This is a genomic window from Halosegnis sp. (assembly GCF_042216475.1).
Lineage (GTDB): Archaea > Halobacteriota > Halobacteria > Halobacteriales > Haloarculaceae > Halosegnis.
This window is the reverse complement of record NZ_JBDGTV010000014.1, coordinates 13,912-39,180: the sequence shown is the minus strand read 5'-3', so window position 1 is coordinate 39,180 and position 25,269 is coordinate 13,912. Positions and strand designations below refer to the sequence as shown.

Below are 25,269 nucleotides of genomic sequence, written 5' to 3'. Positions count from 1 at the left end.
GGCGACTGCTGTCAGTCGTCGCTCGGGGTCGCGGCGGGTCGCTCGGTCTCGTCGTCCGCGAGTTCGGGCGTCTCGACCTCGCTGTCCTCGAACTCGGGATCAGCCACCTCTGGCTCATCAACCTCGCGACCCGTCAGGTCCTCGGCGTAATCGGGGTCGTCGACGGACTCGTCGTCTGCACGCTCGTTGAGCCGCTCGGAGTACCAGTCGCTAGTTCTGTGGTGACACATGGGTTGACACCAAGTAACACTACGGCTCGGGCGGGAAAAGGGGCCGGCCGAGCCACACGAGAGTAAACAACCGTGAAGGTTCTGTGCCGGTTTCGGGGCGAACGCCCTCACTCCCCGTCGGCTTCCCGGAAGAATGCTGGCTGCTCGAACGGCTCGTCTTCGCCCTCGACGGCCAGCACGTCGAGCGCAGTGACGACACTCTCGACGCCGAGTAGCCCCGCTAGCGACGGCTCGGTTCGCCCCTCGTCGCCGGAGACGAGTTCCTTCACGTAGAGCCCACCTGCGCCGTCGACCACCAGCGTCGCGTGGGTATCGTCGGTGGTCGATCCCGAGATGTCGTACACCGCCCGCTCACGAACGAGATCAGCACGCCGGTGGTCCACGCGGTTCGGCGTCCGTTGCTCGATTGTGGTTCCTCTGAGCTCCTCGAGCGCGGCCGCGAGTTCATCGTCAGAGACAGGCTCGGCGAACTCGACTGTCATCCGGTAGGTCTTGGAGGCATCGTGGCTCTTCACACGCTCTATCATGTCGTTGGTCGCAAAGCGGAGCCCCTCAACCTCGACGACATCACTCGCCTCGGTGATTTCCTCTGCAAGTGCGGCCAGATCGACTGTCCGCCGATGGGGATGTTTCACCTCCAGCACGAACGGCCGCCCCTCCCCGAGCATGAGCGCGTCCACATCCTCGCGGCCAGCGCCGTGGAACACCCCCTCATCACCCCTGAGTGCAGTGACGAGTGTCGGCGCGATTTCCTGTTCGACGCTCGTCCAGTAGCGGTAGCCGGTCCCATCACACTCCGGGCATGGGCCAACGCCGTGGAGTCGCCCGGAGCCGCCACAGTTCGAGCACGGCCACTCGGTCTGCGGGACGTCACGCTCCACCTTGCGGTAGCGGCCGTAGACGGCCACGGAGTTGATAGTCACTGATACCTCGTCCGCGTCCAGGTCAACCAGCAGTTGCACGTCTGGCCGCTCGAAGTCAACCTCGGTGTCGGTACGCGCGCCGAAACGGCGACCCACTTCGCGGTTGAACTCCTTGCGTAGCGGCTCGCCTGCGTCAGCAGCGAACCCCGCCTCTTCGCGGAGCAAGTCGCCGTTCTCCTCGACCAGCGGCGGAACCCGTGTTCCAACCTGGTATGTGACATAGTCAATTCCCTCGACGGCGTCGACAGCCCGGTCGGCGAACTCGTCGTAGCGGCCACAGAGCCCCTCACAGACCCAGCACTCTGCGGGCTCGGTCGACTCGTACGGTTCGTCAGCCTCAAGCGCGAGACTCGTCCGGAGCGCGCGGCCCCGATCGGGATTCGTCAGGCCGAAGCTCCGCTCGGCGAACGGCCGACCAAGACAGGCGTCACACAGCGGGCCCGTCGCCAGCAGCCGCCGGGCATCCTCAAGGACAGTCATTGTCATTTATGGGCGCGCCCGCGGCAAGTGCGTGTCGGGACAGACCGCCGCGGTAAAGCCCCGCCGTCACGCCGACCGGATATGGACCGGCTGTGGCTGGCGGTCGTCGTCGGGGTGCTGCAGGGAGTTTTCGAGTGGCTCCCCATCTCCTCGGAAGGAAACATTGCGCTGTACCTGACGACCGTCGAGGCGCTTCCTCCAGGGACGGCTACGGAATTTGCGCTGTTCCTCCACGCGGGCACTGCCATCGCAGCCGGTGTGTACTACCGTGGCGAACTCCGCGAGTTGATGACCGACATACCGGCCTGGCGGCCGTCGACAGCGCAAGTGACGCCTGACCTCACGTTTCTGGCCGTCGCGACGCTTATCTCTGGCGTCGTCGGGCTTGCGGCGTTCGCAGCACTGGAGCAACTCTTCTCTGCGCTGGCCGGCGGGGCGTTCGTCGCACTCGTCGGGGTCCTGCTCATCGCGACAGGACTGCTCCAGCGGTTCGCGGCCGCCCGGCTGGGCGACCGCACGGAGCCAACACTCCCTGACGCGCTGCTCGTCGGTGCCCTCCAGGGGCTCGCCATCCTGCCGGGCATCTCGCGGTCGGGGACGACGGTCTCTGCGCTTCTATTACGCGGCTACGACGCCGAGGCGTCGTTCCGGCTCTCGCTTGTCCTGTCGATTTCGGCCGCCGCCGGGGCCGGCCTGCTCGTGCTTCTGGATGGTGTGCCGACGCTATCGGTGAGTGCCGCCACAGTCGCTGTCGCCGTCAGCGCTGTCGTCGGCTATCTCACGATCGACGCGCTACTCCGCGTGGTGGCGCGCATCGACTTCTGGGCGGTGTGTCTCGGGTTGGGAACGCTCGCCGTGCTTGGCGGGGGCGTGGCGGCACTATGATATCGGTGATGGTCGCTCCGGACCGGCGCGCGTAAGAGGCCGGCTCCCGAACGGCGGGTATGCAGGACCCGTTCAAGGAGCTCATGTTCCGCTCCTTCAAGGACGCGATGGATGTCGCCGCAGACTACAACGCGTGGGCTGACGAGGCGTTCGACGAGCCGATGCCCGTCCAGCCGAACGCCATCCCGCAACTTGCGATGTTGCTGTACCGGAGCCGGGTGCAGGCGCGACTCGGCGAGGGCTCAATCGATTTTCCAGAGGTTGACGACCGGATGTACGACTAAGGCCAGTAGGTTTACTACGCGTCCGAGTAACTAACACTCTATGACAGTCACTACGGGGGTTGTGCTTGCGGCCGGAGAGGGGACGCGGCTGCGCCCACTCACGCGCAACCGCCCGAAGCCGATGCTCCCGGCCGCGACACGGCCGATCCTCGAGTACGTCCTCAACGCGCTCGTGGATGCCGGCATCGAGAAACTGGTCATCGTCGTCGGCTACCGGCGGAATCGGGTGCAGGAGCACTTCGGGTCGACGTACCGTGACTGCCCTGTCGAGTACGTCCGGCAGGCGAAACAGCTGGGGAGTGGTCACGCACTGTTGCAGGCCCGCGACGCTGTCTCGGGGCCGTTCGTCGCGGTGAACGGCGACCGGGTTATCGACCCGGAGACGGTGGCGGCGACGCTCGATCGGTTCGACGGGTCGACGCCAGCGGTGGCGGTGCGGGAACACGCCCACACGAGCCGATACGGTGCGGTCACCCTCGACGGCGACCGTGTCGTCGACCTGGTTGAGAAACCCGACGAAGACGCCCATGGGTTCATCAACGCCGGCGTCTACGCCCTCCCGGCCGACTGGTTTGACCAGCTGGCGGAGACGCCGCGGCGCGACGGCTCGCTTATCGTCACCGACGCCTTGACGCCAGCTATCGAGTCTGGCGGCGTCCCAGCTGTCCGGACGGAGGGCATCTGGGTCGATGCCACCTACCCGTGGGACTTGCTGGCGGTGACACAGCGGCTGCTTGTAGCCGGCTGGATTCGGGAAACCCAGCGAGCCCCAGATGTCTACGTCCACCACACTGCGACGGTCCACGAGGAGGCAACGCTCCAGCCACCGGTCGTTGTCGGTCCGGACGCGGAGGTGGCCGCCGGCGCAGTGGTCGGTCCGGAGACGGCGCTGGGTCGGAACGCGACCGTTGGCGCCAATGTCTCCCTTGAGCAATCCGTCCTTGACGCGGATACCCGGGTTCAGGCGGGCGCGACAATCCGCGACGCCGTTACCGGGACCGGCGTCGTCGTCGGGCCGGGTGCCGTCGTCCCGGGCGGCGAGGCGGACGTCCGCGTCGGCGACCGAGTATTTCGCGGCGAGCGGCTGGGGGCCGTCCTCGCCGATCGGGCGGAACTGGGTGGCGGCGCCCGCTGTGTGCCGGGGACCCTTGTCGGCCCTGATGCCCGCGTCGGTGTCGGCGCTGTCGCCCGCGACTGGGTGCCCGAGGGGAGTGAGGTGGTCCGCTGATGTGCGGTATCATCGGCTGTGTCGGCCGCGAGGACACGCTCGCAACGTTGCTCGCCGGGCTGGACGCGCTGGAGTACCGCGGCTACGACTCCGCCGGCGTCGCGCTGGCTGGTAACGGACTCCAGATGGCAAAACGGGCGGGCGAACTCGACGCGCTGCGCGGGGCACTTGAGGAACGGTCGCTCGCCGGCTCCGTAGGCATTGGCCACACCCGCTGGTCGACCCATGGTGCGCCGACGGACGCGAATGCCCACCCGCATGTCGACTGCACCGGCGAGGTAGCCGTCGTCCACAATGGCATCATCGAGAACTACCAGTCGCTGCGCGAGGAGCTGACCGCTGACGGCCACGAGTTCGCCTCCGAGACGGACACGGAGGTGCTGGCCCATCTCGTCGAGCGAGCGCTAGCCGGCGGCGCTGCCCCTGAGCGGGCCGTCCGGGACGCCGTCGCCCGCCTCGAAGGGAGTTTCGCCGTCGCCGTCGTCGTCGCGGGCGTCGAGGCTGTCTTCGTCGCCAGACAGGACTCGCCGCTCGTGCTCGGGATTGGCGACGACGCCACCTACGTCGCGAGCGATGTCCCCGCCTTCCGGGAGCACACCGCCCGCGTCGTCTACCTCGACGACGGCGAATTCGCCCGGCTGGACGCCGACGGCTACGCGGTAACTACCCTTGCGGGCGACCCCCGCGAGAAGCAGGTCAACACCGTCGAGTGGGACGCCGAAGAGACGGGCAAGTCGGGATACGACCACTACATGCTCAAGGAGATCCACGAGCAGCCACGGGCGCTTCGGCAGTGTCTCCGCGGCCGGGTCGACGAACTCGGCGGCGCGGCGGGCGTTGAGGCGGATGTGACTGCCGACCGTGTCCAATTCGTCGCCTGCGGCACCTCGTATCACGCGGCGCTGTACGGTGCGGCGCTGTTCCGTGCCGCGGGCGTCCCCGCGCAAGCCTTCTATGCTCACGAGTACGCCGTCAATACCCCACCTATCGAGGATGATCTCGTGGTGGGCGTCTCCCAGTCCGGAGAGACGGCCGACACGCTGGCGGCGCTCCGGGCTGCCCGGCGCCGCGGCGCCGCCACGCTTGCCGTGACGAACGTCGTTGGCTCGACGATGGCCCGCGAGTGCGACGAGACGCTGTTTATCCGCTCGGGCCCCGAGATTGGTGTCGCCGCTTCGAAGACATTCTCTGCCCAGTTGTGTGCGCTCAACCTGCTCGTGTTGGATCTCGCGGGCGCTGGTGATACGGATGTACGCGACCTTGTCGCGGCCCTGCGTGACCTGCCGGGCGACCTGCAGGCGCTACTCGACAACACAGACGCGGGTGCCGTTGCCCGTGAGTATGTCACCAGCGACGCGTTCTTCTTCATTGGCCGGGGGCTGAATCATCCGGTAGCGATGGAGGGGGCTCTGAAGCTGAAGGAGATTTCGTACGCCCACGCCGAAGGATTCGCGGCCGGCGAACTCAAGCACGGGACGCTCGCGCTCGTGACCGAGGAGACTCCCGTCGTCGCTGTCGTCACCAGTGACGGCGAGGCGGCGCGCAAGACCATCGGGAATGTGAAAGAGGTTGAGGCGCGCTCGGCACCAGTCATTGCTGTCACCGACGGCGTGAGCGACGTGGGGCGATACGCCGACCATGTCCTCGAGATTCCGGCGACCAATCCACGGACCGCCGCGGTGCTCGCGAACGTCCAACTCCAGCTGTTCGCCTACCACGTCGCCAATGCGCTGGGGCGGCCAATCGACAAGCCGCGCAACCTCGCGAAGTCTGTCACAGTCGAGTAGCTAGCCCGCTGTGACCGCTGGCGACCCTTCGTCCTGCTCGGCGCGTGTGTCGCCAAGAGCCGCCGCGAGTCTGAACACCGCTGTTTCGTGGCGCCGCTTCGAGGCGTATACCGCGCTCGGCTCGACACTCAGCGCCTCGTAGCCCGGGGCCTCGACACGGACGCTGCATTCGCGCTCGAGAAACGACCGGACAGCTACGAGTAACTCGTGGACGTGAATCAACTCCTGTTTCCGCATACTCCCATGTGGGGGCGTCACATACTCCAATGCGGAGCCGAACCGGTTCGTTCGCTTTCAACCTGTCATCCGGTCGAGGAACGCGTCGAATGCGCCGGTCGCCGGGTGGACGTGACAGTAGGTGCCGAGCGTCGCATGCTCGAGGAGTCCCTCTCGACCGTCCGTGATGCTGTCGCCTCGAACCACCTCGAAGGCGAACCGGGCATCCGACGCGACCTCGGGCGATGAGTAGTGAAACTCGTGACCGCGCAGCCGGTCGCCAGCTGCCGCCGTGAGCGTCTGGGCGTCTGCGCGCAACTCGACGTGGTCGAGCGCCTGGTAGCGATCGCACATCTCCGTGGTGACGGGCAGGACGCCCGCCATCGCGTGGGCATCGCCGTCGACGGTCAGCGTCTCTCCCAGCGTCATCAGCCCCCCACACTCACCGTAGACGGGGAGGCCGTCAGCCGCCCGCCCCGCTAGTGTCGCAAGCGCGTCGGCATCTGCGAGTGATTCCGCGTGCAATTCTGGGTAGCCGCCCGGCAGGTAGACGCCGTCACAGTCGGGCAGTGGGTCGCCCGCGACAGGGTCGAATGTCTGGACCCGTGCCCGCTGGCGCAATCGCTCTATTGTCGCGGGATACCGGAACGCAAAGGCCGGGCCTGACGCGACGGCGACAGTTGCCCCCGTCGCCGGCCGTCCGTCTCTGCCGTCGTCCGTCGGTGCTGGTGGCATCCGCGCGAGGTCGACCAGTCGCTCGGCGTCGAGGCCTGCGGCCGCCTCTGACAGTGCTGCCTCCGAGAGTGTCGCCTCCTCGCCCATCTGCAGGCCGAGGTGGCGGTCGGGAATCTCCAAGCGGTCGTCTGGCGGGACCCGACCGAGGTACGTGAGGCCGTCAGGAAGCGCCTCGCGAATCCCGTCAGCGTGGCGACCCCCGTGGGCCCGCTGGGCGATGACGCCTGCCACCTCGATGTCGTGGCCGGCTTCGGCGGCGTACTCGCGGAAGCCGAGCGCTGTCGCGCCGACGCTCTGCATCCCTGCCGAGGCGTCTACGACGAGGACGACCGGTATATCGAGCGTCTCGGCGACGTCAGCGGTGCTGGCGACGGAGCCATCGTACAGCCCCATCATCCCCTCAACGACACAGACATCACCCGCGCCGCGGTGGTAGTTGCGCCGCAGCCCCGACTCGCCCTGTAACCATGGATCCAGCGTTCGAGACGGGCGGTCGGTCACCTGCTCGTGGTGGCTCGGGTCGATGAAGTCCGGCCCGGCCTTCGCTGGCTGAACTGTGTATCCCGCCGACTGAAGCGCGCGCACGACAGCCAGTGTCGCCACCGTCTTTCCCGTTCCCGAACTCGTTCCCCCGAGCACGACACCGCGCATTGGCTACCCGTCGGTCCGCGGCCTCAAAAGCCTTACAATCAGAGTTGGGTTCTACACAATGGGGCTTGTTTGGTGTCGCGCAGCTGCACCCTCACGTCACGGCCAGTCCTGCCATCCTGCCACGTACAAATGACGGGCGCTCGTAGCTCGATAAAACTTTTCGGCGGCGCTCAATTGCTCGTAAAACGTTGTAACCCCTCCAGGCGCGCCTTGTTCGACGCGTGAAACGGCACGAAACGAGGCTGAGTGTCTGGCTGGTATATGTGGGTCCGGGGTATAGCTGGGGGTAGCCCTCATGTCCACCGCAGACTCCCCCTCCACATCCGCGACGGCCCTCCCCGGACCCGCCCGTCGGCTCGGGCAGGTGGTTCGCGGTGTCGCCTTCTGGAGTGGCATCCTGCTGGCGTTCGCGCAGGTGCCGCTCTTGGCGGCTGGCGTCACCGCCAAGCGCCCCATGCTGCTGGTCGCGCTGCTCACTGTCAACGTCGCCGCGATGGCGGTCGGCAGCGGTTACCGGGCCTGACACGAACCCCTTTGTCCCAGGGCTGCCACGGGCCGACGATGGCGACACGCCGCCGCCCGCCCGGTCCCGACGGACTCCCTGTACTCGGCAACACCCACCAGTTCGCGCGCGACCAGTTTGATTTCGCGGAACAGCTCACAGAGTACGGCCCGGTCGCGTACTACGAAGTGCTTGGCCGGCCGTTCTACCAGCTCAACGACCCAACAGCCGTCGAGCACGTACTCGTTGACAACGCCGAGAACTACGTGAAAGGCGAGTTCGTCCAGAGTCTGCTCCGGCCGCTGGTAGGGACTGGCCTGCTCACGAGCGAGGGCGACACATGGCGCAGCCAGCGCCGCCGCCTCCAACCGTCATTCACGCCGGATCAGATACAGACATACGCCGACTCCATGGTCGGGTTCACGGAACGAAAGCTGGAGACGTGGCGCGACGACGAGGTCCGGAACGTCCACGAGGATATGATGGAGGTGACGCTGCGCATCATCGCGGACACGATGTTCGGGATGGATGTCGACGAGGAGGTCAGGACTGTCGGCGAGGCGCTGGAGACGGCGATGCGCCAGACGGAGAAGGTGTGGGAGGGGTTCGTCCCGCGACGTATTCCCACGCCGGGCCGCCGCCGCTATCGGCGCGCGCTCGAGCAGCTCGACGAGGTGGTGTACGGTATCATCGACAAGCGGCGCCGCGACCCGGCCGACGGTGTGGTGACGGCACTGTTAGCAGCCGAAGAAGATGTCGACGACGAGCAGCTTCGCGACCAGGTGATGACGATTCTGCTGGCGGGCCACGAGACGACGGCACTCACGCTCACGTTCACGCTCCACGCGCTCTCCCGCCACCCGGATGTCGCGACCCGGCTCCGCGCCGAACTTGACGCCATCGAGGGGCGGCCAACGGCGACTGACGTGCTCGGGCTGGAGTTTCTCGATAACGTACTCACGGAGTCGATGCGGCTCTATCCACCCGTTCACACGATCAACCGTGAGGCAACGGCGCCCGACGAGATTGCGGGCTACGAGATTCCCGCCGGCGCGACGGTGTCGATGAGCCAGCGGGCGATGCACCGCGACGAGCGGTTCTACGACGACCCGCTGAGCTTCGATCCGGATCGGTGGGCCGACGGGCTCCGTGAGGCGATTCCACGGTTCGCGTACTTCCCGTTCGGCGGCGGGCCGCGTCGCTGTATCGGCGACCGGTTCGCACGCTTGGAAGCGAAGCTCGTGCTCGCGACGGTGCTCCCCGACTGGGAATTCAACCTCATCGGCCCGGAGGAGTTCGACCTGCTGGCGTCTATCACGGCTCGCCCAACACAGCCGGTCGAACTACGCGTCCGCCGACGCTAACCGGTCGTATTCGTCGGCGTCGGCACTGTCCGGACGTTCTGTTCGCCGGCGTGCGTCGCCAGCCAGGTCTCGTAGACGGCTGGCGAGACGGCCGTCGCGTTGCCGGTCATCCGGGAGTGGCCCGCGCCACACAGCTCCGTACAGTAGAGGCGGACCTGGCCTGCCTCGTACACGTTCGTCCGGACGTACGTGTGTGTCTCGGGGAACAGGTCCTGCTTGATGCCCCATTCGGGGATGTACAGCGAGTGAAGCACGTCCGCCGAGGTCATGTTGAGATACACCTCGCGGTCTGTCGGCACGACCAGTTCGCCCTGTGTGGTGAGGTTTGCCGACGGATAGCGGAACTCCCAGCCGTACTGGTAGGCGAGTACACGCACCTCGACAGCGTCATCGGGCGCGGCGTCGGCCTGTGTCGTCGCCGCGGCCGCGCCCGTCGCTGACATGTACGGCGACGCGAGCACGGTGAAGGCCGCAACGAAAACGAACAACAGGATGATGGCCGTCGCCGCTGTCCATGTGATTTCGAGGGCGGGATCCTTCGAGGTGGGCAGCGGGTCGTCATTGTTGCGGAACTTCACCACTGCGTAGACGAGAATCACCTCGACGAAGACGGTGAGCGGGAGCGCAACGTACAGCAACTGGCGGTTGAGCCCCTCGAAGAGATCTCGGTTGACCGACTGGGCGGCCGCCGGCTCGGCGAGGACGAGGACGCCGCCAAGCAGTGCGGCAATCCCCGCCAGCGACCGACGGCCGAGACGGCGCATACTCCGCCTGTGTGTATCGACAGAAAAATACCCACCGACACGGGTGGATTTATATTTGCCGGTTCCTACCGGGGGCGCATGGCCCGTCGCAACCCCCCTCGCCGGGTGGTCGCCTTGTGGTAGCTCCCCGGTATCTGTTCACGGCCGCTGGCTTCGCCCTGCTCGCGACCGCTGGCCTTGCCGTTCTGCTGGTCTCGAAGCTCCGCGGTGAGCGGGCCGCACTCGCTGACGGCGGCCAAGCGGTTGACGCCTATCCGGGAAGCCGCGACACCACTGTTGACCGCTCACGGCTCGTCAACGCGGCACTCCGGTGGACGACGACGACCGATCACAAGGATATCGGCATTCTCTACATCGTCTTCGGGACGCTCGCGGCGCTGTGGGGCGGGATGGATGCGATGATGCTTCGACTGGAGTTGTTGACCCCGCCTGCGGATGTCTGGAGCGAGGCAACCTACAACGCTCTCTTCACTACCCACGGACTGACGATGCTCATCTTCTTCGTTCTCCCCGTCTTCTTCGGCATCGGCAACTACTTTCTCCCGCTGCTGATCGACGCCGACGACATGGCGTTCCCGCGGGTGAACGCCATCGGCTTCTGGCTGCTCCCGCCGGCGCTGCTGCTTGTCCGTGCAGGCATCTTCTTCCAGGTAGGTGGACAGGTCCTCGGCTTTGTCCTCCCGGAAGAGAATCTGCTACTCCTGCGGTCGGTCGAGGAGGTGGGTGTCGGCTGGACACTGTATACGCCGCTGTCCGTGACGAGCGACAACCCACAGGTAACGACGCTACTGCTCGGTCTTCACCTGTCTGGAATCGCCACCACCGTCGGCGCTATCAACTTCATTGCCACCATCATCCACGAGCGGGCGCCGGGCATCAACTGGGCGAACCTCGATATCCTCTCGTGGAACCTGCTTGTGACGAGCGCGCTCATCCTGTTCGCGTTCCCACTGCTCGGAAGCGCGCTTGTGATGCTCATCCTTGACCGGACGTTCGCGACAGCCTTCTTGACCGGTCGCCCCGTCCTGTTCCAGCACCTGTTCTGGTTCTGGGGCCACCCAGAGGTGTATATCCTCTTCCTGCCGGCGACCGGACTCCTGAGCACAATCCTCCCCAAGTTCGTCGGGCGGCGACTGTTCGGCTTCCGATTCGTCGTCTACTCGACGCTCGGTATCGCCGTCATGTCCTTCGGTGTCTGGGCCCACCATATGTTCGTCTCCGGCGTCGACCCGCGCGTGAAGGCGTCATTCATGGCCGTCTCGCTGGCAATCGCCGTCCCCTCTGCCATCAAGACGTTCAACTGGCTCACCACGATCTGGGACGGGAACGTCCGGCTGACGGCCCCGATGATCCTCTGTGTCGGCTCTATCGGCACGTTCGTCGTCGGTGGCGTCACCGGCGTCTTCCTCGCGGCCGTTCCTGTCGATATCGTTTACCACGGCACCTACTACGTCGTCGGCCACTTCCATCTCATCGTCATGGGCATCATCCCGTACATGATGATGGCTGCCGGCTACTACTGGTATCCCATTCTGACGGGCCGAATGTACGACCGCCAGCTCGCACGCTTCCAGTCGTGGCTCATCCTCCTTGGGACCACCGTCACGTTCCTCACGCTCGTGGTCGTCGGGCTACTCGAGTTACCACGGCGGTACGCGAACTATCCCGCCGAGTTCGCCTCCTTCCAGCAGGTCGCCTCCATCGGCGCGTTCATCATCGGGATGGCGGTCATCCTCTGGCTGTACAATATGGTGTGGTCCTACTGGAACGGCGACCCGATTGCAGACGCGGACCCATGGGACCTGAAGGAGACGAACCAGTTCACCCGCGAGTGGCAGTGGTTCGAGCGCAAACTGGAGACCGAGTACGGGGTCGAGCCGTCGACGCCCGCACACACCCGCCCGTCGGTGACGACCGATCCGGAGGCGGGGAGCCCGAAGTTCTCCAAAGGCGTCGGCTCGCTGGCCGAGAACACCGGCCGAACTGTCGCCAGCGGGATGCTCGCCGGCTTCGTCGGCACGCTCCTCATGTCGGGGACGCTGTTCGCGGCGGTCGTTATCGGTGTCTTCGAGACGAGTACGTTCGCCGACCTCGCGGCGCTGGCGGGCTTCCCGGCGTCGGTGGCACTCGGCTACGCGCTGTTTCTCGCGGGCGGGACGACCACGTGGGCGCTACTGTTCCTCGCGCTTCAGGAGTACCTGCCCGGCCGGCTCCGCGTCGGCACTGGCATCGCGTACGCGACCATCATCTCGCTGGGGTTCATGATTGCCTTCTATTCCGGGCAGACAGGGCTTGCGCTGGTCGGCTTCGTCGGCATCTCACTGGTCGCCCACTGGTTGTACGGGTTCGGGCTGGCCGTCGTGCTCGAGTTCCTCGAACTGCGGCGCAAGAGGCGACTATGACCGACGCTGACGAGCCGTGGGTCGTCACGTACGCCGCGCCGTTCCTCGGCGTGCTGCTCATCGTCGTCGGCATCGCTGCGGGCGTGATGGGCGGTTACAGTGTCGTCCAGACGGAACTGGACCTGTGTGGCGACCCGACGATACAGGTCGCCGATGAAGCGACCACCGCCGAGTACACCGGTGCGGACGCGCCTGCGCTTGAGCGGCTGACCGTCGCGGAGCTGTCGCCTGCCGAGCGGCGTGCCTTCGAAGAGGCGCTGGCTGCGCCCGACGGCGAGGCGACCGTCGATGGGGCGTTCCCCCACCGCCCGCAGTTCGACGCCGGCGTCCTCATCGAATACGAGGGCGGTGAGCGGTACGCTGCGCTCGTCTCGCTCAACGAGTGTGTCGCCGTCCCGTCGCTGCTGTTCCCGCTCGGCGTCGTCTCCATCCTGCTCGGCATTGGGGGCGTCGTGACCCCGCCGCTGTACCGGCGGCTGGCTGCCTTCGAAGAGGACGTCGCCGCCGGCTGACTCAAACTGTCGCGCCGACGTAGACGGCCGCGACGAGGAACAGCCAGACGGCATCGACAAAGTGCCAGTACAGCTCGACCGTCTCGACGGAGGTGTCACGTTCGGGTCCGTAATCACCCCGCAGCCCCCGGGCAAGGACGATGCCGATGAGCACCGCCCCCAGCGCGACGTGGAGCCCGTGGAGCCCGGTCAGCCCGTAGAAGACGGCTGCGAAGCCGCCGTTTGTCGGAAGGAATCCCTCGCCGAGCAGTTCGCCGTACTCGATGGTCTGGCCGGCCAGGAACATCGTCCCGAGCAGCAGCGTGCCGGCGAGCCACCCTTGGAACCGCCGGTCGTCACCCGACTCGAGGGCCGACACTGCGAGGTGGAAGGTGCCGCTGGAGACGACCAACAGGACCGTGTTGACGGCCACGAGCGTCCCGAGCAGCCCGTGAGGCACCGCCATGGGCGTCCACTCGGCCAGCCGGAGGTAGAAGTACACGACGAACCCTGTCCCGAACGTCGCCACGTCTGTGTAGAGAAACAGCCGCATCGTCCGCATGTACAGCGGCTTCCCCCGCCCGGAGACGCGGCTGGAGAGAAACGCCTCGTCGAGCCAGCCGAACAGCCCGACCACGAGCACGAGTGCGCCGCCGACGGCCCCGAGTAGCCCGAGCCATCCCGGAAAGTAGCCGGTCGCTCGCGCCAGCATGTACGCCGCGAGGCCGGCGTACAGCAGTCCGGCGCCACCCGCGGCGATGATGGGCCACCGGCTCCGGTGCTCGTGCCCTGCCTCGTGGCCGGTGGCTATCTCCGTCATACCCCCTGTGTTCGCGGCCACATGCAAGAAACTGTCCGCGAACTAATGCCGGAAGATTGATACTCCTGGTTACTCACTCTCTGAGTAACTGTGAGTATCATCGTCACTGGCGGGGATGGCTACATCGGGTGGCCAACCGCGCTCCGAATCGCCGATCGGACCGACGAGCGCGTGCTGGCCGTCGACAATCTCGCCCGCCGGGGCTGGGTCGAGGAGGTGGGCGCGACGAGCGCTACCCCCGTCGCGAGTATCGACGGCCGCCTCGAAGCTGCCCGCGAGGTGCACGGCCTTGCGAACCTCTCCTTCATCGAGGGTGATCTCACGGAGCGATCCTTCGTCGACGAACTGCTCGCGGTCCACGAGCCATCTGCCATCGTCCACACCGCTGCCCAGCCGTCGGCGCCGTACTCCCAGATCAACGGCGAACGGGCCAACTACACCCAGCACAACAACATGCAGGCCACCCGGAATCTCGTCTTCGGTCTGCACGAGCACGACCTCACTGACACCCACTTCATCGAGACGACAACGACCGGGGTCTATGGCGCCCCCGAGTTCCCCATCCCCGAAGGTGGCGCCACGATGGAACACGACGGCCAGCGCGACGAGGTCCCCTTCCCCGCGATGGCCGGCTCCTGGTATCACCTCTCGAAGAGCCACGACGCCGCCAACCTCCGGCTCGCACACGACCAGTTCGACATCCCCATCTCCGACGTCCGGACCGCCATCACCTACGGGACTGAAACCGAAGAGACACGCACAGATGACCGGCTGAAGACGCGGCTCGACTTTGATTACTACTTCGGCGTCGTCGCCCACCGCTTTGCCGCACAGGCGGTCGCGGGCTACCCACTGACCGTCTACGGCAAAGGGGAGCAGCGCAAGCCGTTCATCGCGCTGGAAGATGCCGTCGAGGGGCTCGCACGGCTCGCGCTCGTGGACCCCGACGACCGACCTGACTCCCATACGGTCTACAACCAGGTGACCCGACCGGTCGCCATCGTCGACCTCGCGGAGACGATTCGCGATGCAGCCGCCGAGCAGGACCTCGACGTCGAGGTGACACACGTTGAGAATCCCCGCGACGAAGACGAAACCCACCAGATGGAGATCGACAACGACCGGTACCTGTCGCTGATCGGCGAGCAGCGCACGACACTTGCCGAGGGGCTCGGTGATGTCCTCGAGACGCTTGTCCGCTACCGCGACACCATCACCACCCACGAGGACCGCTTCCTCCCCGACGCGCTCCAATGACGCACGTACTCGTCACCGGCGGCTGTGGATACATCGGGAGCGTGCTCGTCCCCTTGTTGCGCCGCGACGGCCGCGTCGACCGGGTGACCGTCATGGACGACCTCTCCTCGGGAACCCCCCGTGCGCTGGCAGGCCAGCTGGGCGACGAGACCGTCCAGTTCCGCCAGGGCGATGTCCGCCAGTACGGCGACGTGGAGGCGGCCGCCCGCGAGGCCGATGCCGTCATCCACCTCGCAGCCATCACGGGCGCAGCCAGCACCCACGACCGGCGCGAGGCGACGATCGCAACCAACTATGATGGCACTGAGAACGTCTGCACGGCCGCCGGCAAGACTGGCGTCGACACGCTCGTGTTCGCCTCCTCGTGTAACGTCTACGGACGGGCACCAACGACCGATATCGACGAGACGGTCGCTCCCGAGCCGATTAATCCCTACGCGGAGACGAAACGCGACGCCGAGCAACTGGTCGCAGAGACCGGTGAAGAGTTCGGCGTTGATACCGTCTCGCTCCGACTCGCCACCAACTACGGCGACGCCCCCGGCGTTCGGTTCAACCTCGTCGTGAACAGCTTCGTCTTTCGAGCGCTCACCGGCCGTCCGCTGACGGTCTACGGTGATGGCTCGAACTGGCGGCCGTTCATCCACGTGCGGGATGCTGCTCGTGCCTACCGGGCGGCCGCGCTCGCGCCGGCCGACTGGCCCCAGAACGTGTACAACGTGGGCGCGACCGACGAGAACTACCGCGTGGCCGACGTTGCCCGACTCGTGAGTGAGGAGGTGGCGCCCGTCGATATCACGTACCTCGAGGACGAACACCCGGGCCCTTCGTACCACGTCAACTTTGACCGCCTCGACGAGACGGGATTCGCGCCCGAGTGGACGCTCTGCGAGGGCATCCGTGACCTACAGGAGGCGTTCGTCGATGAGTGACACTCCGCACGTCGCGGTCACCGGCGCCGCGGGCTTCATCGGCAGCCGGGTGGTCGGTGATCTCGCGCGTGCTCATCCTGACTGGACGCTCACCGCGCTCGACAACTTCTATCTGGGCGAGGTACGCGAGGTCGAGGGCGTCCCCGTCGAGCACGTCGATATCCGTCATCGGGAGGAGCTCGCGGAGGCACTCGCGGACGCCGACGCAGTCGTGCATCTTGCGGCTATCTCGGGGGTGGACGACTGTGAGCAGCACCCCGACCGCGCCTACGAGGTGAATGTCGCCGGCACGGCGAACGTCGCCTACTGCTGTCGACAGACCGGTGCGGCGCTGGCGTTCCCGTTCTCGATGGCCGTTATCGGTGATCCGCCTGGCTTCCCGATTACGGCCGATACGCGTCGTGACCCGCTGAACTGGTACGGCGAGACGAAGGTGCTCGGCGAGCGAACAATCGAGACGATGGCAGATGGGGCCTTCCCCGCCCACCTGTTCATGATCTCGAACCTCTACGGCGAACACACGGTGGGCGACCGAACGGTCTCGAAGAACACCGTCATCAACTTCTTTGTCGAGCGGGCGCTGGCCGGCAAGCCGCTCACTGTCTATGAACCGGGCTCGCAGGCGCGCAACTTCATCCACGTGAGGGACGTATCAGCGGCGTTCGTCGCCAGCGTTGAGCAGTTACTCGCTGACCGCACAGCCGGCGAAACTGGCGCCCGGGCCTTCGAGGTGGCCAGCGACGAGGACCCCAGCGTGCTGGCCGTCGCCGAGATGGTCCAGCGGGTCGCCAACGAGAAACGCGACATCGACGTTGACGTTGAAATCGTCGAGAATCCTCGGAGCGGCGAGACACTCGTCGACGAGTTTGGCGTCGATACGAGCACAATTGAGCAGGAACTCGACTGGCGCCCCGAGCGATCAGTTGAGGCGTCAATCAGAGAGCTGCTTTCGCCTGCCGACCACGAAATGTGACATCCTCCTCGGTGTACACGGCGGGAGTCTCTCCTCGAAAATGATAGGCCGTTCGCGACCCAACGCTGCTTGATGACACGCCCCACGACTGATGGGCACGAGCGGCTCGGGTTTCACTCACTGCAGACAGAGACAATCACCCAGCTCCCTGTCGAAGGCGACCTCCCGGGCTGGCTCTCCGGAAGTCTCGTGCGCAACGGTCCCGGTTCCTTCCGGGTCGGCAACGACAGCGTTGACCACTGGTTCGACGGGCTTGCGATGCTCACCCGGTTCACCTTCGACGACGGTGTCCAGTATGCGAACCGGTTCCTGCGGACGGATGCGTACGAGGCCGCGCAGGCCGGCACCTTCGAGGGGGGCTTCGCCACCGGCGAATCGACACTACGCGACCGGCTATGGAATGCTGTCCGCGGTGATGCCTACGATAACGCCAATATCATCCTCGAGCGAATCGGCGACGAGTATCTCGCGCTGACAGAGAGTCCGCGGTGGGTGCAGGTCGACCCGACGACACTCGACACACTCGGTCACCGCCAGTATGACGGTCCCGTGCCGAGTGGCGATCTTGCGTGTGCCCATCTGAAATACGACCCCGAGCGTGACGTCCACGTCAACGTCGAGACGGCCTTCGGCCGCCAGAGCCATTACCACATCTACGCGATGCGGGCCCCTGACCGCCGGAAGCTGCTCGCGTCCGTCCCAACCGACCGCCCGAGTTACATGCACAGCTTCGCGCTCACACCCAACTACGTCGTCCTCACGGCGTTCCCATTCGACGTGAACCCGCTTGCTTTCTTCAAACCCGGCCGACAGGGGCCGTTCGTCGAGAACTTCCAGTGGCGGCCCGATGCCGGCATGACCATCTACGTCGTCGACCGACGGGGTGGCGGCGTCGTCGGCGAGGCGACCGCCCCGGCCGTCTTCGGCTTCCACCACGTCAACGCCTTCGAGGACGACGGGGACGTGGTGTTCGACCTCGAGACGCTGCCCGACGCCGACGCTGTCGACAGTCTTGATCTCACGGCACTCCGTGCCGGCGAGCTTGAGGCCGTTGCGGGCCGGCTCGACCGCTATCGAATCAGCGACCCCGAAGGCAACCTGTCAATCGAGCGGACTGACCGGTTCGCCACCGGAACAGGTCTCCCGACCGTCTCACCGGCGACGTGGCTCGCCGAACATCGGTACGTCTACGCACAGGGGACCAACGAACCGGTGACCGAGTGGCCCCGCGCCGTCCGCAAGGTCGACACGGCTGACGGCGAGACGACCGACTGGACCGACGGGGGGCCCGTGAGCGAGCCCATCTTTGTCCCCCGTCCCGACGGCGACGCGGAGGACGACGGCGTTGTGCTGACGGTGATGCTCGACCCCGACGCTGAGCGGTCGCTGCTGGTCGTCCTCGACGCCGCCACAATGACTGAGCGGGCACGCGCCCCACTGCCTCACGCGCTCCCGTTCGACTTCCATGGCCGCTTCTTCCCCGAACTCGGCGGCTGACGGGCGACACTTACCTCCCTGCCGCCCGAACGCAACGCATGGCCAGCGACCAGCGCGCTGAGGGGATTTCGCCCGGCTACCGGCGCGGCTTCGAGACACAACCCGAGGAGCGACACGACGTACGACTCCCCGTCGAGGGGACACTACCTGACTGGCTGCAGGGCCGCTACATCGCGAACGGGCCGGGAGCGTTCGAAGCCGGTGACACCCCCCTCCGCCACTGGTTCGACGCGTTTGCGATGCTCCGCTCGTTTGTGTTCGCAGACGGCGAGATACGGTATACAAACCGGTTCGTCCGCAGCGACGACTATCGGTACGCCAGCGAGCACGGCGGCGTTCGTCGAATGCTCCCCGGTACGCCCGCGGACCGTTCTGTCCCGACGCGACTTCTCCAGGCGCTCGGTGGGCAGTTCCAAGACAATCCCTCCGTCGGTGTCGTCCGGTTTGGCGATCAGTGGCTTGCAGTGACGGAGTCGCCCGTCGGTATCCAGTTTGATCCCGAGACACTCGAGACGACTGGCCGGATCGACCTCACGGCCGGCCTTGAGTGTGATGTGACGCTCGGCCACCTCCATCGCGACGGCGATCGCTTCTACAACCTGGGTGTCTCCTACGACCGCACGGCGACGTACACGCTATTCGAGCGATCGAGCGACGGCGGCGCGCCGTCGCCACTCACCCGACTGCGTTTCGAGACAGCACCGTACGTCCATTCGTTCGCGATCACCGAGCGATACGCCGTCATCACGGTGAACCCCGTCGGACTCGACACGACGCGGCTGCTCACCGGCGCCGTCACCGGTGATACGTTCCTTGACGCCCTCGAACCGCTTGACGCGCCGCTGCGGTTCGTCGTTCTCGACCGCACGTCTGGCGACCACGTCCAGACCGTCGCCGCCCCCTCAGCATTCGTCTACCACCACGCTAACGCCTACGAGACGGCCGCCGGCATCGTCGTCGACTGCGTTGCCTACGAGGGCAGCGTCCGGCCGCTGACCGCGCTCTCGCTCTCGAATCTCCGGGCCGCGGACCCGGACCTCCCGACTGGTCACCTCGTCCGCTACCAGCTCCCACTCGACGGGAGCGACGCGACTCGACAGCGCATCCTCAAGGGGCCGGTTGAGTTCCCGACAATCGACTATGCCCACGATAACGGCCGTCCGTACAACAACCTCTACGCCGCTGAGACGGCCGGGACCGCAAGTCTCCCGACTGGGCTAGTGCGAGTCACCCCCGACGACGGTGATACGACTCGCTGGTCGGAGCCAGACACCTATCCCGGCGAACCGGTGTTTGTTCCCGGGCCAGACGGCGCGTCGGGCGTCCTGCTATCGGTCCTGCTTGACCCTGACGCTGAGCGGTCGCTGCTGGTTGTCCTTGATGCGGCGGAGATGACCGAACTGGCGCGGGCGCCGCTCCCGCATCGACTCCCGTACGGATTCCATGGCCAGTTCTACGGGCCGATCGCTCCTGGCCGGAGCATGAATTAGCAGACAGCGATGGTTACGTAGGCTTGGCCGTCCTGAATGGCGACGCCAATGCCAAGATGCGATGCGCCATCGAGTTCGAGCACGCGTCTGTCGTGAGTATCGAACAGCAGCGCATCTGCCAACGCTTGGCCGACATCCTCGGTAGACGAACTCGTCACGGTCGTCTGTGCGAGCCCTTCCATCTCCTCACGCTCTAGAACGTACGTGTCGCTGTTGTCACGGACGGCACAGTCCGTGAGGGTGGGGTCGCGCTCGTAGCGGTCGTCGGTCGTCACGCCGTCGATTGTGTGTGCGACCCGGTTGACGTCAGCCATCTGCGCGCTATGGTTCCGGGCCATCTCGGACAGTGCGGATGCGATGGTGCCGTTCGTCGCCATCGACTCGTCAGCCTGCGTCTCGGGGTCGTCTTGGTAGGCGGTCAGTTCGGACTCAACGACGGCTGCGACGGCAGATGCGTTGGGCGCCTCGACTGACGCCGGCGTGGGCGTCGGCGTAGCCGTCGGGGTGGCTGTCGGCGTCGGTGTTGGAGTTGCGGTTGCCGTTTGCGTGGCTGTCGGCGTTGAGGTCGGTGTTGCCGTCGGTGTGGGTGTCACAGTGGCTGTCGGTGTCGACGTGGCCGTGGTTCTGGGCGTCGGCGTGGGCGTCGTATCCCCGCCGCCGAGCGGCAGCCCCACGAATGCGGCGGCGCCACCGACGAGCAGGAGCAGCACCACGACGCCGATTGCGACGAGGTTCCTGTTTACCACGCGAGCCCCCCGTCGGACCGCCGAACGCAGCGTGGCGTGGCTGGGCGACCCGACATCTTACCGGTGTCTCTCGACACGCGCTAATAAATCGTCGGGCGACGACCCCGATAGCTCTTTGATGCTACACCGCGAGTGGCCGGTATGATGAATCGCCGGGACCTGCTGCGCCGGGTGGCGCCGGCGCTGTCCGGCGGGGTGTTCTGCGGCGTCGCGACCAATGCGGGGCCGTGGCTCACGGACGGGTCGACCGACGGAGGGGTCCGATCGCTGGCCGAGACCGGGGAGAAGTCGGCGGCTATCGCGGACACCAGCGAGACGAGCGGCGAAACGGCCGCCAAAGACGCGCTCGTCACTGTCGAGGAGTTCGAGGAGGAGTTCACACTCGGGCCCGGGGACCGACGGACGTGGTCGTTCCAGTTCTCCGCAGAGACGACGCTCACCTACGACCTCGTCGTCCGGTGGGGGCCCGCACAGCCGGGTGCGGATCTCATCGCGTTTGGGTCGACCGAGGAGTTCCGCGCCTACCTCGACGACCGCCGAGCGCGGTACCTCTCTGAGGGAAGCATCTTCGGGAAATTGAATCTCGATGTTGTGAACTATACTGTCCCTCCCGGAACATACCATCTCGTCGCAGACAATACCGACTGGATTAAGGGGTTTACTGATACCGCTGACGACGAAACAACCACTCCTGACGACACTACGGAGGTGCCGAACGGGTCACCACCCAACGACTCCTCGGACGGCTCGGCAGCGCTCGGCATCGACTTTGAGTTTACTGCGGAACAGTAGCCTCGCCCGCTCGCTCAATTGCGTCGGCGACTGCCGTCGCGTCTGACTCGGATGTGAGCTCGTACTCGTCGGTCTCGAGACCGTGGATCAGCCGAATGCTCGGTCCCTGAACAGTGACGTCGTTGAGCCGCGATAGCTTCACGCCACGGACGCTCGACTCGAAGAGCACCTTCCGAATCGCGAGTACCCGGTGGGTGGTGACTACGAGCCGGGTCGCCCAGCGGTCGACGAGCCCGTCCGTACAGCGGGCGGCGGCGACGAACTCCTCACCAGGCATCAGTGCCCCGCGGAGGAGCGTCGCAATGCGGTCTTCGAGCGCCTCCCCGCTGTCGTACACTGTCGGGGGGATACGCGGCCGCCTAATGAATGTTGGCGCCCTCGGCCGCAGCCGGTCGCGGCGGGGACGCCCCCGACCCCGGGCGTTTTGTCAGGTCCGCCCCATGCACTGTCATGGGCAGCCGACCGGAGACGCGGGCAGGAGTGGCCGATGTCGAGTGCGCAGACACAACGGCGCTCGTCACCGGGTCGACCAGCGGCATCGGTCGGGCGACAGCGCTCGCGCTCGGGCGGTTGGGCGCGGACGTCCTCGTTCACGGCCGTGATGCCGAGGCGGGTGCGTCGGTCGTCGACGAACTGTCCGCCCTTGGCAGCGACGCTCGGTTCATCGCCGCCGACTTCGCCGAGGTCGACGCTGTCCGCGAGCTTGCGCAGACAGTCCGGGCCGAGACGGATACGCTCGACCTGCTGGTGAACAACGCCGGTGGCCTCTTTCGGGAGGGTCGGCTGACCGACCTCGGCGTCGAGTACACCTTCCACGTCAACCACCTCGCCCCGTACCTGCTCACGACCGACCTGATTGACCACCTCTCGCCAGGCGCGCGGGTCGTTACCACTGCCTCGGCTGCCCACCGCGGCGTCTCGTTAGATATCGACCGGGCCACCCATGTCGGCCGCCACGTCGGGCTGTGGGCGTACAGCCACTCGAAGCTGGCAAACGTGCTGTTCGCGGCCGAACTCGCGCACCGGCTGTCAGCCGCGGACCGTGTTGTCGTCTCCAACAGCGTCCACCCTGGTGCCATCCCTGGCTCGGGATTCAGCCGCTTTCTCCCCGGCCCGCTCCCCTCACTCGTCCAGGCGTTCGAGACTATACCAGGGGTCACTGATGTCGCGGACGGCGCCGCCGAACTGCTCTACGTCGGTCTCGCCGACCAGACGGCCGACGTCACGGGTCGCTATTTCGCGAACCAGCGGCCAACCCAACCGTCGATGGCCGCGCGCGACACCGAGAACGCCCGGCTGCTCTGGCGGCGCAGCGCCGACCTGCTCGATATTGAGGAACCGCTTGCCGATGCGATCTCCGCTTAGGTCGGCGTAGCCCACGGCGCGCCGTCGGGGTCGAACCGCCGGTACCGGCGGTCGATGGCGTCAATGCGTGCGAGTTCCTCGTCCGTGAGGTCCACCTCGAGTCCGGCGTAGTTGTCGCGGATGTGTGCACCACCGGTCGCCTTTGGAATCGGTGCGACGCCCTGTTCGAACAGCCACGCGAGACACACCTGTGCCGGCGAGATGCCCCGCTCCTCGGCGACGGTCTGGACGACGGGGTTCTCGAGTGCCTCTCCCCGACAGAACGGCGCGTATGCCACGAGGTCGATATCCCGCTCGACACAGGCGGCGACAAGTTCGTCACGCGGCGGCAAGAGCGGGTGGATCTCGACCTGGTTCGCGACGATCGGCGCCTCAAGCAGGTCGTCGGCCTCCGCGAGCAGGGCGGGCGTGAAGTTGCTCACGCCGACGTGGCGCGTCAGGCCGGCCTCATGGAGAGCGTCGAAGGCGGGCAGCGTCTCCGCCGGTTCGTAGGCACTCAGCGGCCAGTGAACATACAACAGGTCGACGTACTCGAGGGCCAGCCGGTCGAGCCTCGCCTGGGCGGTATCCCGAACGTCTGCGGGCGCGAGGTTCTCGGGGTGAATCTTCGTCGCCACGAACACCTCCTCGCGGTCAACGTCGGCGGCGGCGATTCCGTCACCGACCGCGCGTTCATTGTCGTACATCTGTGCTGTATCGATGTGACGGTAGCCCGTCTCGAGAGCCGTACGGACGCTCTCGGCGCACTGCTCGGGGTCGTCGTTGCCCGAGGTGCCCAACCCGAGGCGGGGAACGATATCGGTCACATCGGAGGGTGACGCGACCGGGCAAAGAACCCTCCGGGCCGGCCTCACCCGAGGAACTGCCGCTGGCGGGCCGCCCGCGTCACCTCCGAGCGGACCGTCTCCTCGTCGTCCGTCTCGAGCGCCTCGAGTACGGCGGTCGTCGCTGACTCGTGGACAGGATCGGTCTCGACGTCGACGTACTCGAGGCCAGCCTCCAGTCGCTCACGGTTGAGGTCGAGCAGCTCGGTACACTGCGGGTTGTAGTAGCGAGCAGCATCAGCAAGCAGGTCGAAGAACGCGGGGAACGCGTCCTCGACGAACTCGACGTCGGCGGCCGTGAGCCCGTCCAGCCCGAGGAGGGTCGGCGGACATCCGACCGAGTAGAGCGCGGCCGTGTAGCCGATAGCGCGGGGCAACTGATTCTCCCCCACCTCCCGCGAGTAGCCGAACAGGCCGACGTGCAGTTTCCGCGCCCGGCGGTCAGGCACATACCGCGAGAGCCGGTTCACCGTCGGTGCAATAGCATCCACCTGCTGGGCGTACGCCTCGGCGGTGCGGTCGACGACCGCAAGCGCCCGCTCAGCGTCGATGCCGTCCGGCGGTCTCCCAAGGTCGGCCGCTTTCACCTGGTCGAGAGCGGCGGTCACCTCGTCGACAGGGTAGTCATACTTGAACGCCGACTGGACGGTGAACGTCTCCACCTCGGGATAAGCGTCGACAGTCCGGTCGACGGCCGGCGGGGCGAAGCCGCCGCGGAACGGCGCCGGGCCCGCCCCCAGCATCGGGTGGATGTCGATGGCTTCGGCGTCGGCCATCCGGTAGAGCCGCGCGAGTGCTACCTTGTTGATGAGGTCGGCCGCAAGCGAGCCGTAGTTCAGCGCGGGGTCGGACCGCGCGAGGAACACCCGCACCGACGATTGGTCACTGGTGCGGGCGTACTCGCGGACGATATCGTCGGCCGACAACAATGCTGCCCGTTGCTCGATAAGAGGGATGACGCCCACCGTATCGGGCTGGAAGCTCCCCACCCAGTCGGCGACTGTCCGGCCGTCGCCGATTTCGCGGTCGGTCTTGCCGGCGACGAACTCCTCGTAGTAGCGGTGGACGGCATTCACCTGCGCGGCATCGGTCACCATCGGGACGATAACCTCGTGGATGGGCGCGACCGTGGACAGGTCGAACTCCTCGGCGTACCGTGCGGCTGCGTCGTACGACCGCGGGATGGACTCCAGGATCTCCAGCAGAATCTTCGCCTCCGACTCCTCGACGGCCGGGTTCGGCCCGCGCAGCGTGAGCCGAACATCCTCGCCGAGTCGCGTGGCCCGGAAGTACTCGTCGTACCGCGAGAGCAGCTTCTTGACTGCGTACTCGTCGCCCTCTTTCCCCTCGAAGTCCCACATCTGCTCGTCACAGCCGAGATGTGAGTAGACGTAGTACGCCTCCTGTATCTCGTCGTCCCCCTCGATAACGTCGCCCTCTGCGAAGAAGGGAAGCGTCGCGTTGTCCGGGTGCTGAGTGCTCATCAGCCGCGGCACGTCTGCCATACTCGTAATACGGCACCCGCGGTGAAAAGCGACGGTGGCGGCCCGTCGGTGTCTGTGTCGAGCGTTATCGCGGCGCATACAGCCGCACACGGCCGAACGCGGCCTGTTCGGGGCTGGCCTTATCGT

25 protein-coding genes are annotated in these 25,269 nt (G+C 66.3%); 15 read left to right on the top strand and 10 right to left on the bottom strand.

The window, feature by feature from the left end; all coding sequences use genetic code 11:
• Window positions 1-11: 11 nt before the first annotated feature.
• Window positions 12-230, bottom strand: a complete 219-nt coding sequence (locus tag ABEJ63_RS09835) for a hypothetical protein (protein WP_375796193.1) — start codon at window positions 228-230, stop codon at window positions 12-14.
• Window positions 231-337: 107 nt separating this feature from the next.
• The gene (locus ABEJ63_RS09830; RefSeq protein WP_375796192.1) at window positions 338-1,633 is read right to left on the bottom strand and encodes a tRNA pseudouridine(54/55) synthase Pus10; all 1,296 of its coding nucleotides are present in this window, start codon (window positions 1,631-1,633) and stop codon (window positions 338-340) included.
• Window positions 1,634-1,714: 81 nt separating this feature from the next.
• Here ABEJ63_RS09830 and ABEJ63_RS09825 point away from each other — a divergent pair, with 81 nt between their 5' ends.
• Genes ABEJ63_RS09825 through glmS form a run of 4 tightly spaced genes read left to right on the top strand, consistent with a single transcriptional unit; the run spans window position 1,715 to window position 5,817 of the window.
• Entirely contained in the window at window positions 1,715-2,518 is an 804-nt protein-coding gene (locus ABEJ63_RS09825; RefSeq protein WP_375796191.1) for an undecaprenyl-diphosphate phosphatase, read from the top strand.
• A gap of 59 nt (window positions 2,519-2,577) precedes the next feature.
• Window positions 2,578-2,802, top strand: coding sequence for a hypothetical protein (locus ABEJ63_RS09820; RefSeq protein ID WP_375796190.1), 225 nt, complete (start codon window positions 2,578-2,580; stop codon window positions 2,800-2,802).
• Window positions 2,803-2,842: 40 nt separating this feature from the next.
• Window positions 2,843-4,030, top strand: a complete 1,188-nt coding sequence (locus ABEJ63_RS09815; protein WP_375796189.1) for a sugar phosphate nucleotidyltransferase — start codon at window positions 2,843-2,845, stop codon at window positions 4,028-4,030.
• Window positions 4,030-5,817 (top strand): glutamine--fructose-6-phosphate transaminase (isomerizing), encoded by a 1,788-nt coding sequence (glmS, locus tag ABEJ63_RS09810; RefSeq protein ID WP_375796188.1) that lies wholly within the window; start codon window positions 4,030-4,032, stop codon window positions 5,815-5,817. The genes ABEJ63_RS09815 and glmS overlap by 1 nt, the downstream gene beginning before the upstream one ends.
• Here glmS and ABEJ63_RS09805 read toward each other — a convergent pair whose 3' ends face one another.
• Entirely contained in the window at window positions 5,818-6,054 is a 237-nt protein-coding gene (locus ABEJ63_RS09805) for a UPF0058 family protein (RefSeq protein WP_375796187.1), read from the bottom strand.
• A 57-nt stretch (window positions 6,055-6,111) separates the two neighbouring features.
• Window positions 6,112-7,419: a cobyrinic acid a,c-diamide synthase gene (locus ABEJ63_RS09800; RefSeq protein WP_375796186.1), complete on the bottom strand. Its 1,308-nt coding sequence runs from the start codon at window positions 7,417-7,419 to the stop codon at window positions 6,112-6,114.
• 295 nt (window positions 7,420-7,714) lie between these two features.
• Between ABEJ63_RS09800 and ABEJ63_RS09795 the strand changes: the two genes are divergently transcribed.
• Window positions 7,715-7,942, top strand: a complete 228-nt coding sequence (locus ABEJ63_RS09795) for a hypothetical protein (RefSeq protein WP_375796185.1) — start codon at window positions 7,715-7,717, stop codon at window positions 7,940-7,942.
• Between the two features lie 38 nt (window positions 7,943-7,980).
• Entirely contained in the window at window positions 7,981-9,285 is a 1,305-nt protein-coding gene (locus ABEJ63_RS09790) for a cytochrome P450 (RefSeq protein ID WP_375796184.1), read from the top strand.
• Here the strand turns inward: ABEJ63_RS09790 and coxB are convergent.
• Window positions 9,282-10,049 (bottom strand): cytochrome c oxidase subunit II, encoded by a 768-nt coding sequence (gene coxB / locus ABEJ63_RS09785; protein ID WP_375796183.1) that lies wholly within the window; start codon window positions 10,047-10,049, stop codon window positions 9,282-9,284. The genes ABEJ63_RS09790 and coxB overlap by 4 nt on opposite strands.
• A gap of 116 nt (window positions 10,050-10,165) precedes the next feature.
• Between coxB and ABEJ63_RS09780 the strand changes: the two genes are divergently transcribed.
• Together ABEJ63_RS09780 and ABEJ63_RS09775 are read left to right on the top strand one after the other, a co-directional pair.
• Complete coding sequence (locus tag ABEJ63_RS09780; protein WP_375796182.1) at window positions 10,166-12,451, top strand: DUF6789 family protein; 2,286 nt, start codon at window positions 10,166-10,168, stop codon at window positions 12,449-12,451.
• The gene (locus ABEJ63_RS09775) at window positions 12,448-12,963 is read left to right on the top strand and encodes a hypothetical protein (RefSeq protein ID WP_375796181.1); all 516 of its coding nucleotides are present in this window, start codon (window positions 12,448-12,450) and stop codon (window positions 12,961-12,963) included. Before ABEJ63_RS09780 ends, ABEJ63_RS09775 begins: the two co-directional genes overlap by 4 nt.
• 1 nt (window position 12,964) lies before the next feature.
• Here ABEJ63_RS09775 and ABEJ63_RS09770 read toward each other — a convergent pair whose 3' ends face one another.
• Window positions 12,965-13,762, bottom strand: a complete 798-nt coding sequence (locus tag ABEJ63_RS09770; RefSeq protein WP_375796180.1) for a heme-copper oxidase subunit III — start codon at window positions 13,760-13,762, stop codon at window positions 12,965-12,967.
• A gap of 90 nt (window positions 13,763-13,852) precedes the next feature.
• Between ABEJ63_RS09770 and ABEJ63_RS09765 the strand changes: the two genes are divergently transcribed.
• From ABEJ63_RS09765 to ABEJ63_RS09745, 5 genes are all read left to right on the top strand, one after another.
• The gene (locus ABEJ63_RS09765; protein WP_375796179.1) at window positions 13,853-15,019 is read left to right on the top strand and encodes an NAD-dependent epimerase/dehydratase family protein; all 1,167 of its coding nucleotides are present in this window, start codon (window positions 13,853-13,855) and stop codon (window positions 15,017-15,019) included.
• The gene (locus ABEJ63_RS09760; RefSeq protein ID WP_375796178.1) at window positions 15,016-15,951 is read left to right on the top strand and encodes an NAD-dependent epimerase/dehydratase family protein; all 936 of its coding nucleotides are present in this window, start codon (window positions 15,016-15,018) and stop codon (window positions 15,949-15,951) included. The genes ABEJ63_RS09765 and ABEJ63_RS09760 overlap by 4 nt, the downstream gene beginning before the upstream one ends.
• Window positions 15,944-16,924, top strand: a complete 981-nt coding sequence (locus tag ABEJ63_RS09755) for an NAD-dependent epimerase/dehydratase family protein (RefSeq protein ID WP_375796177.1) — start codon at window positions 15,944-15,946, stop codon at window positions 16,922-16,924. Before ABEJ63_RS09760 ends, ABEJ63_RS09755 begins: the two co-directional genes overlap by 8 nt.
• A 72-nt stretch (window positions 16,925-16,996) precedes the next feature.
• Window positions 16,997-18,421: a carotenoid oxygenase family protein gene (locus ABEJ63_RS09750; protein WP_375796176.1), complete on the top strand. Its 1,425-nt coding sequence runs from the start codon at window positions 16,997-16,999 to the stop codon at window positions 18,419-18,421.
• Window positions 18,422-18,459: 38 nt separating this feature from the next.
• Window positions 18,460-19,911 carry a carotenoid oxygenase family protein gene (locus ABEJ63_RS09745; RefSeq protein ID WP_375796175.1) on the top strand — a complete coding sequence of 484 codons (1,452 nt, stop codon included), beginning with the start codon at window positions 18,460-18,462 and terminating at the stop codon, window positions 19,909-19,911.
• Here the strand turns inward: ABEJ63_RS09745 and ABEJ63_RS09740 are convergent.
• Window positions 19,908-20,657, bottom strand: a complete 750-nt coding sequence (locus ABEJ63_RS09740; RefSeq protein WP_375796174.1) for a hypothetical protein — start codon at window positions 20,655-20,657, stop codon at window positions 19,908-19,910. The two genes, ABEJ63_RS09745 and ABEJ63_RS09740, sit on opposite strands and share 4 nt — an antisense overlap.
• Before the next feature lie 141 nt (window positions 20,658-20,798).
• Here ABEJ63_RS09740 and ABEJ63_RS09735 point away from each other — a divergent pair, with 141 nt between their 5' ends.
• Entirely contained in the window at window positions 20,799-21,449 is a 651-nt protein-coding gene (locus ABEJ63_RS09735) for a hypothetical protein (RefSeq protein WP_375796173.1), read from the top strand.
• Here the strand turns inward: ABEJ63_RS09735 and ABEJ63_RS09730 are convergent.
• On the bottom strand, window positions 21,433-21,786 hold the full coding sequence (locus ABEJ63_RS09730; RefSeq protein ID WP_375796172.1) for a hypothetical protein: 354 nt from the start codon (window positions 21,784-21,786) through the stop codon (window positions 21,433-21,435). The genes ABEJ63_RS09735 and ABEJ63_RS09730 overlap by 17 nt on opposite strands.
• Before the next feature lie 113 nt (window positions 21,787-21,899).
• On the opposite strand from ABEJ63_RS09730, the gene ABEJ63_RS09725 reads away from it, so the two are divergent.
• On the top strand, window positions 21,900-22,814 hold the full coding sequence (locus tag ABEJ63_RS09725) for an SDR family NAD(P)-dependent oxidoreductase (RefSeq protein WP_375796171.1): 915 nt from the start codon (window positions 21,900-21,902) through the stop codon (window positions 22,812-22,814).
• Here ABEJ63_RS09725 and ABEJ63_RS09720 read toward each other — a convergent pair.
• Together ABEJ63_RS09720 and ppcA are read right to left on the bottom strand one after the other, a co-directional pair.
• Window positions 22,811-23,620: an aldo/keto reductase gene (locus tag ABEJ63_RS09720; RefSeq protein WP_375796170.1), complete on the bottom strand. Its 810-nt coding sequence runs from the start codon at window positions 23,618-23,620 to the stop codon at window positions 22,811-22,813. The genes ABEJ63_RS09725 and ABEJ63_RS09720 overlap by 4 nt on opposite strands.
• A gap of 44 nt (window positions 23,621-23,664) precedes the next feature.
• Window positions 23,665-25,143 carry a phosphoenolpyruvate carboxylase gene (gene ppcA / locus ABEJ63_RS09715; protein ID WP_375796169.1) on the bottom strand — a complete coding sequence of 493 codons (1,479 nt, stop codon included), beginning with the start codon at window positions 25,141-25,143 and terminating at the stop codon, window positions 23,665-23,667.
• Window positions 25,144-25,269 lie beyond the last annotated feature (126 nt).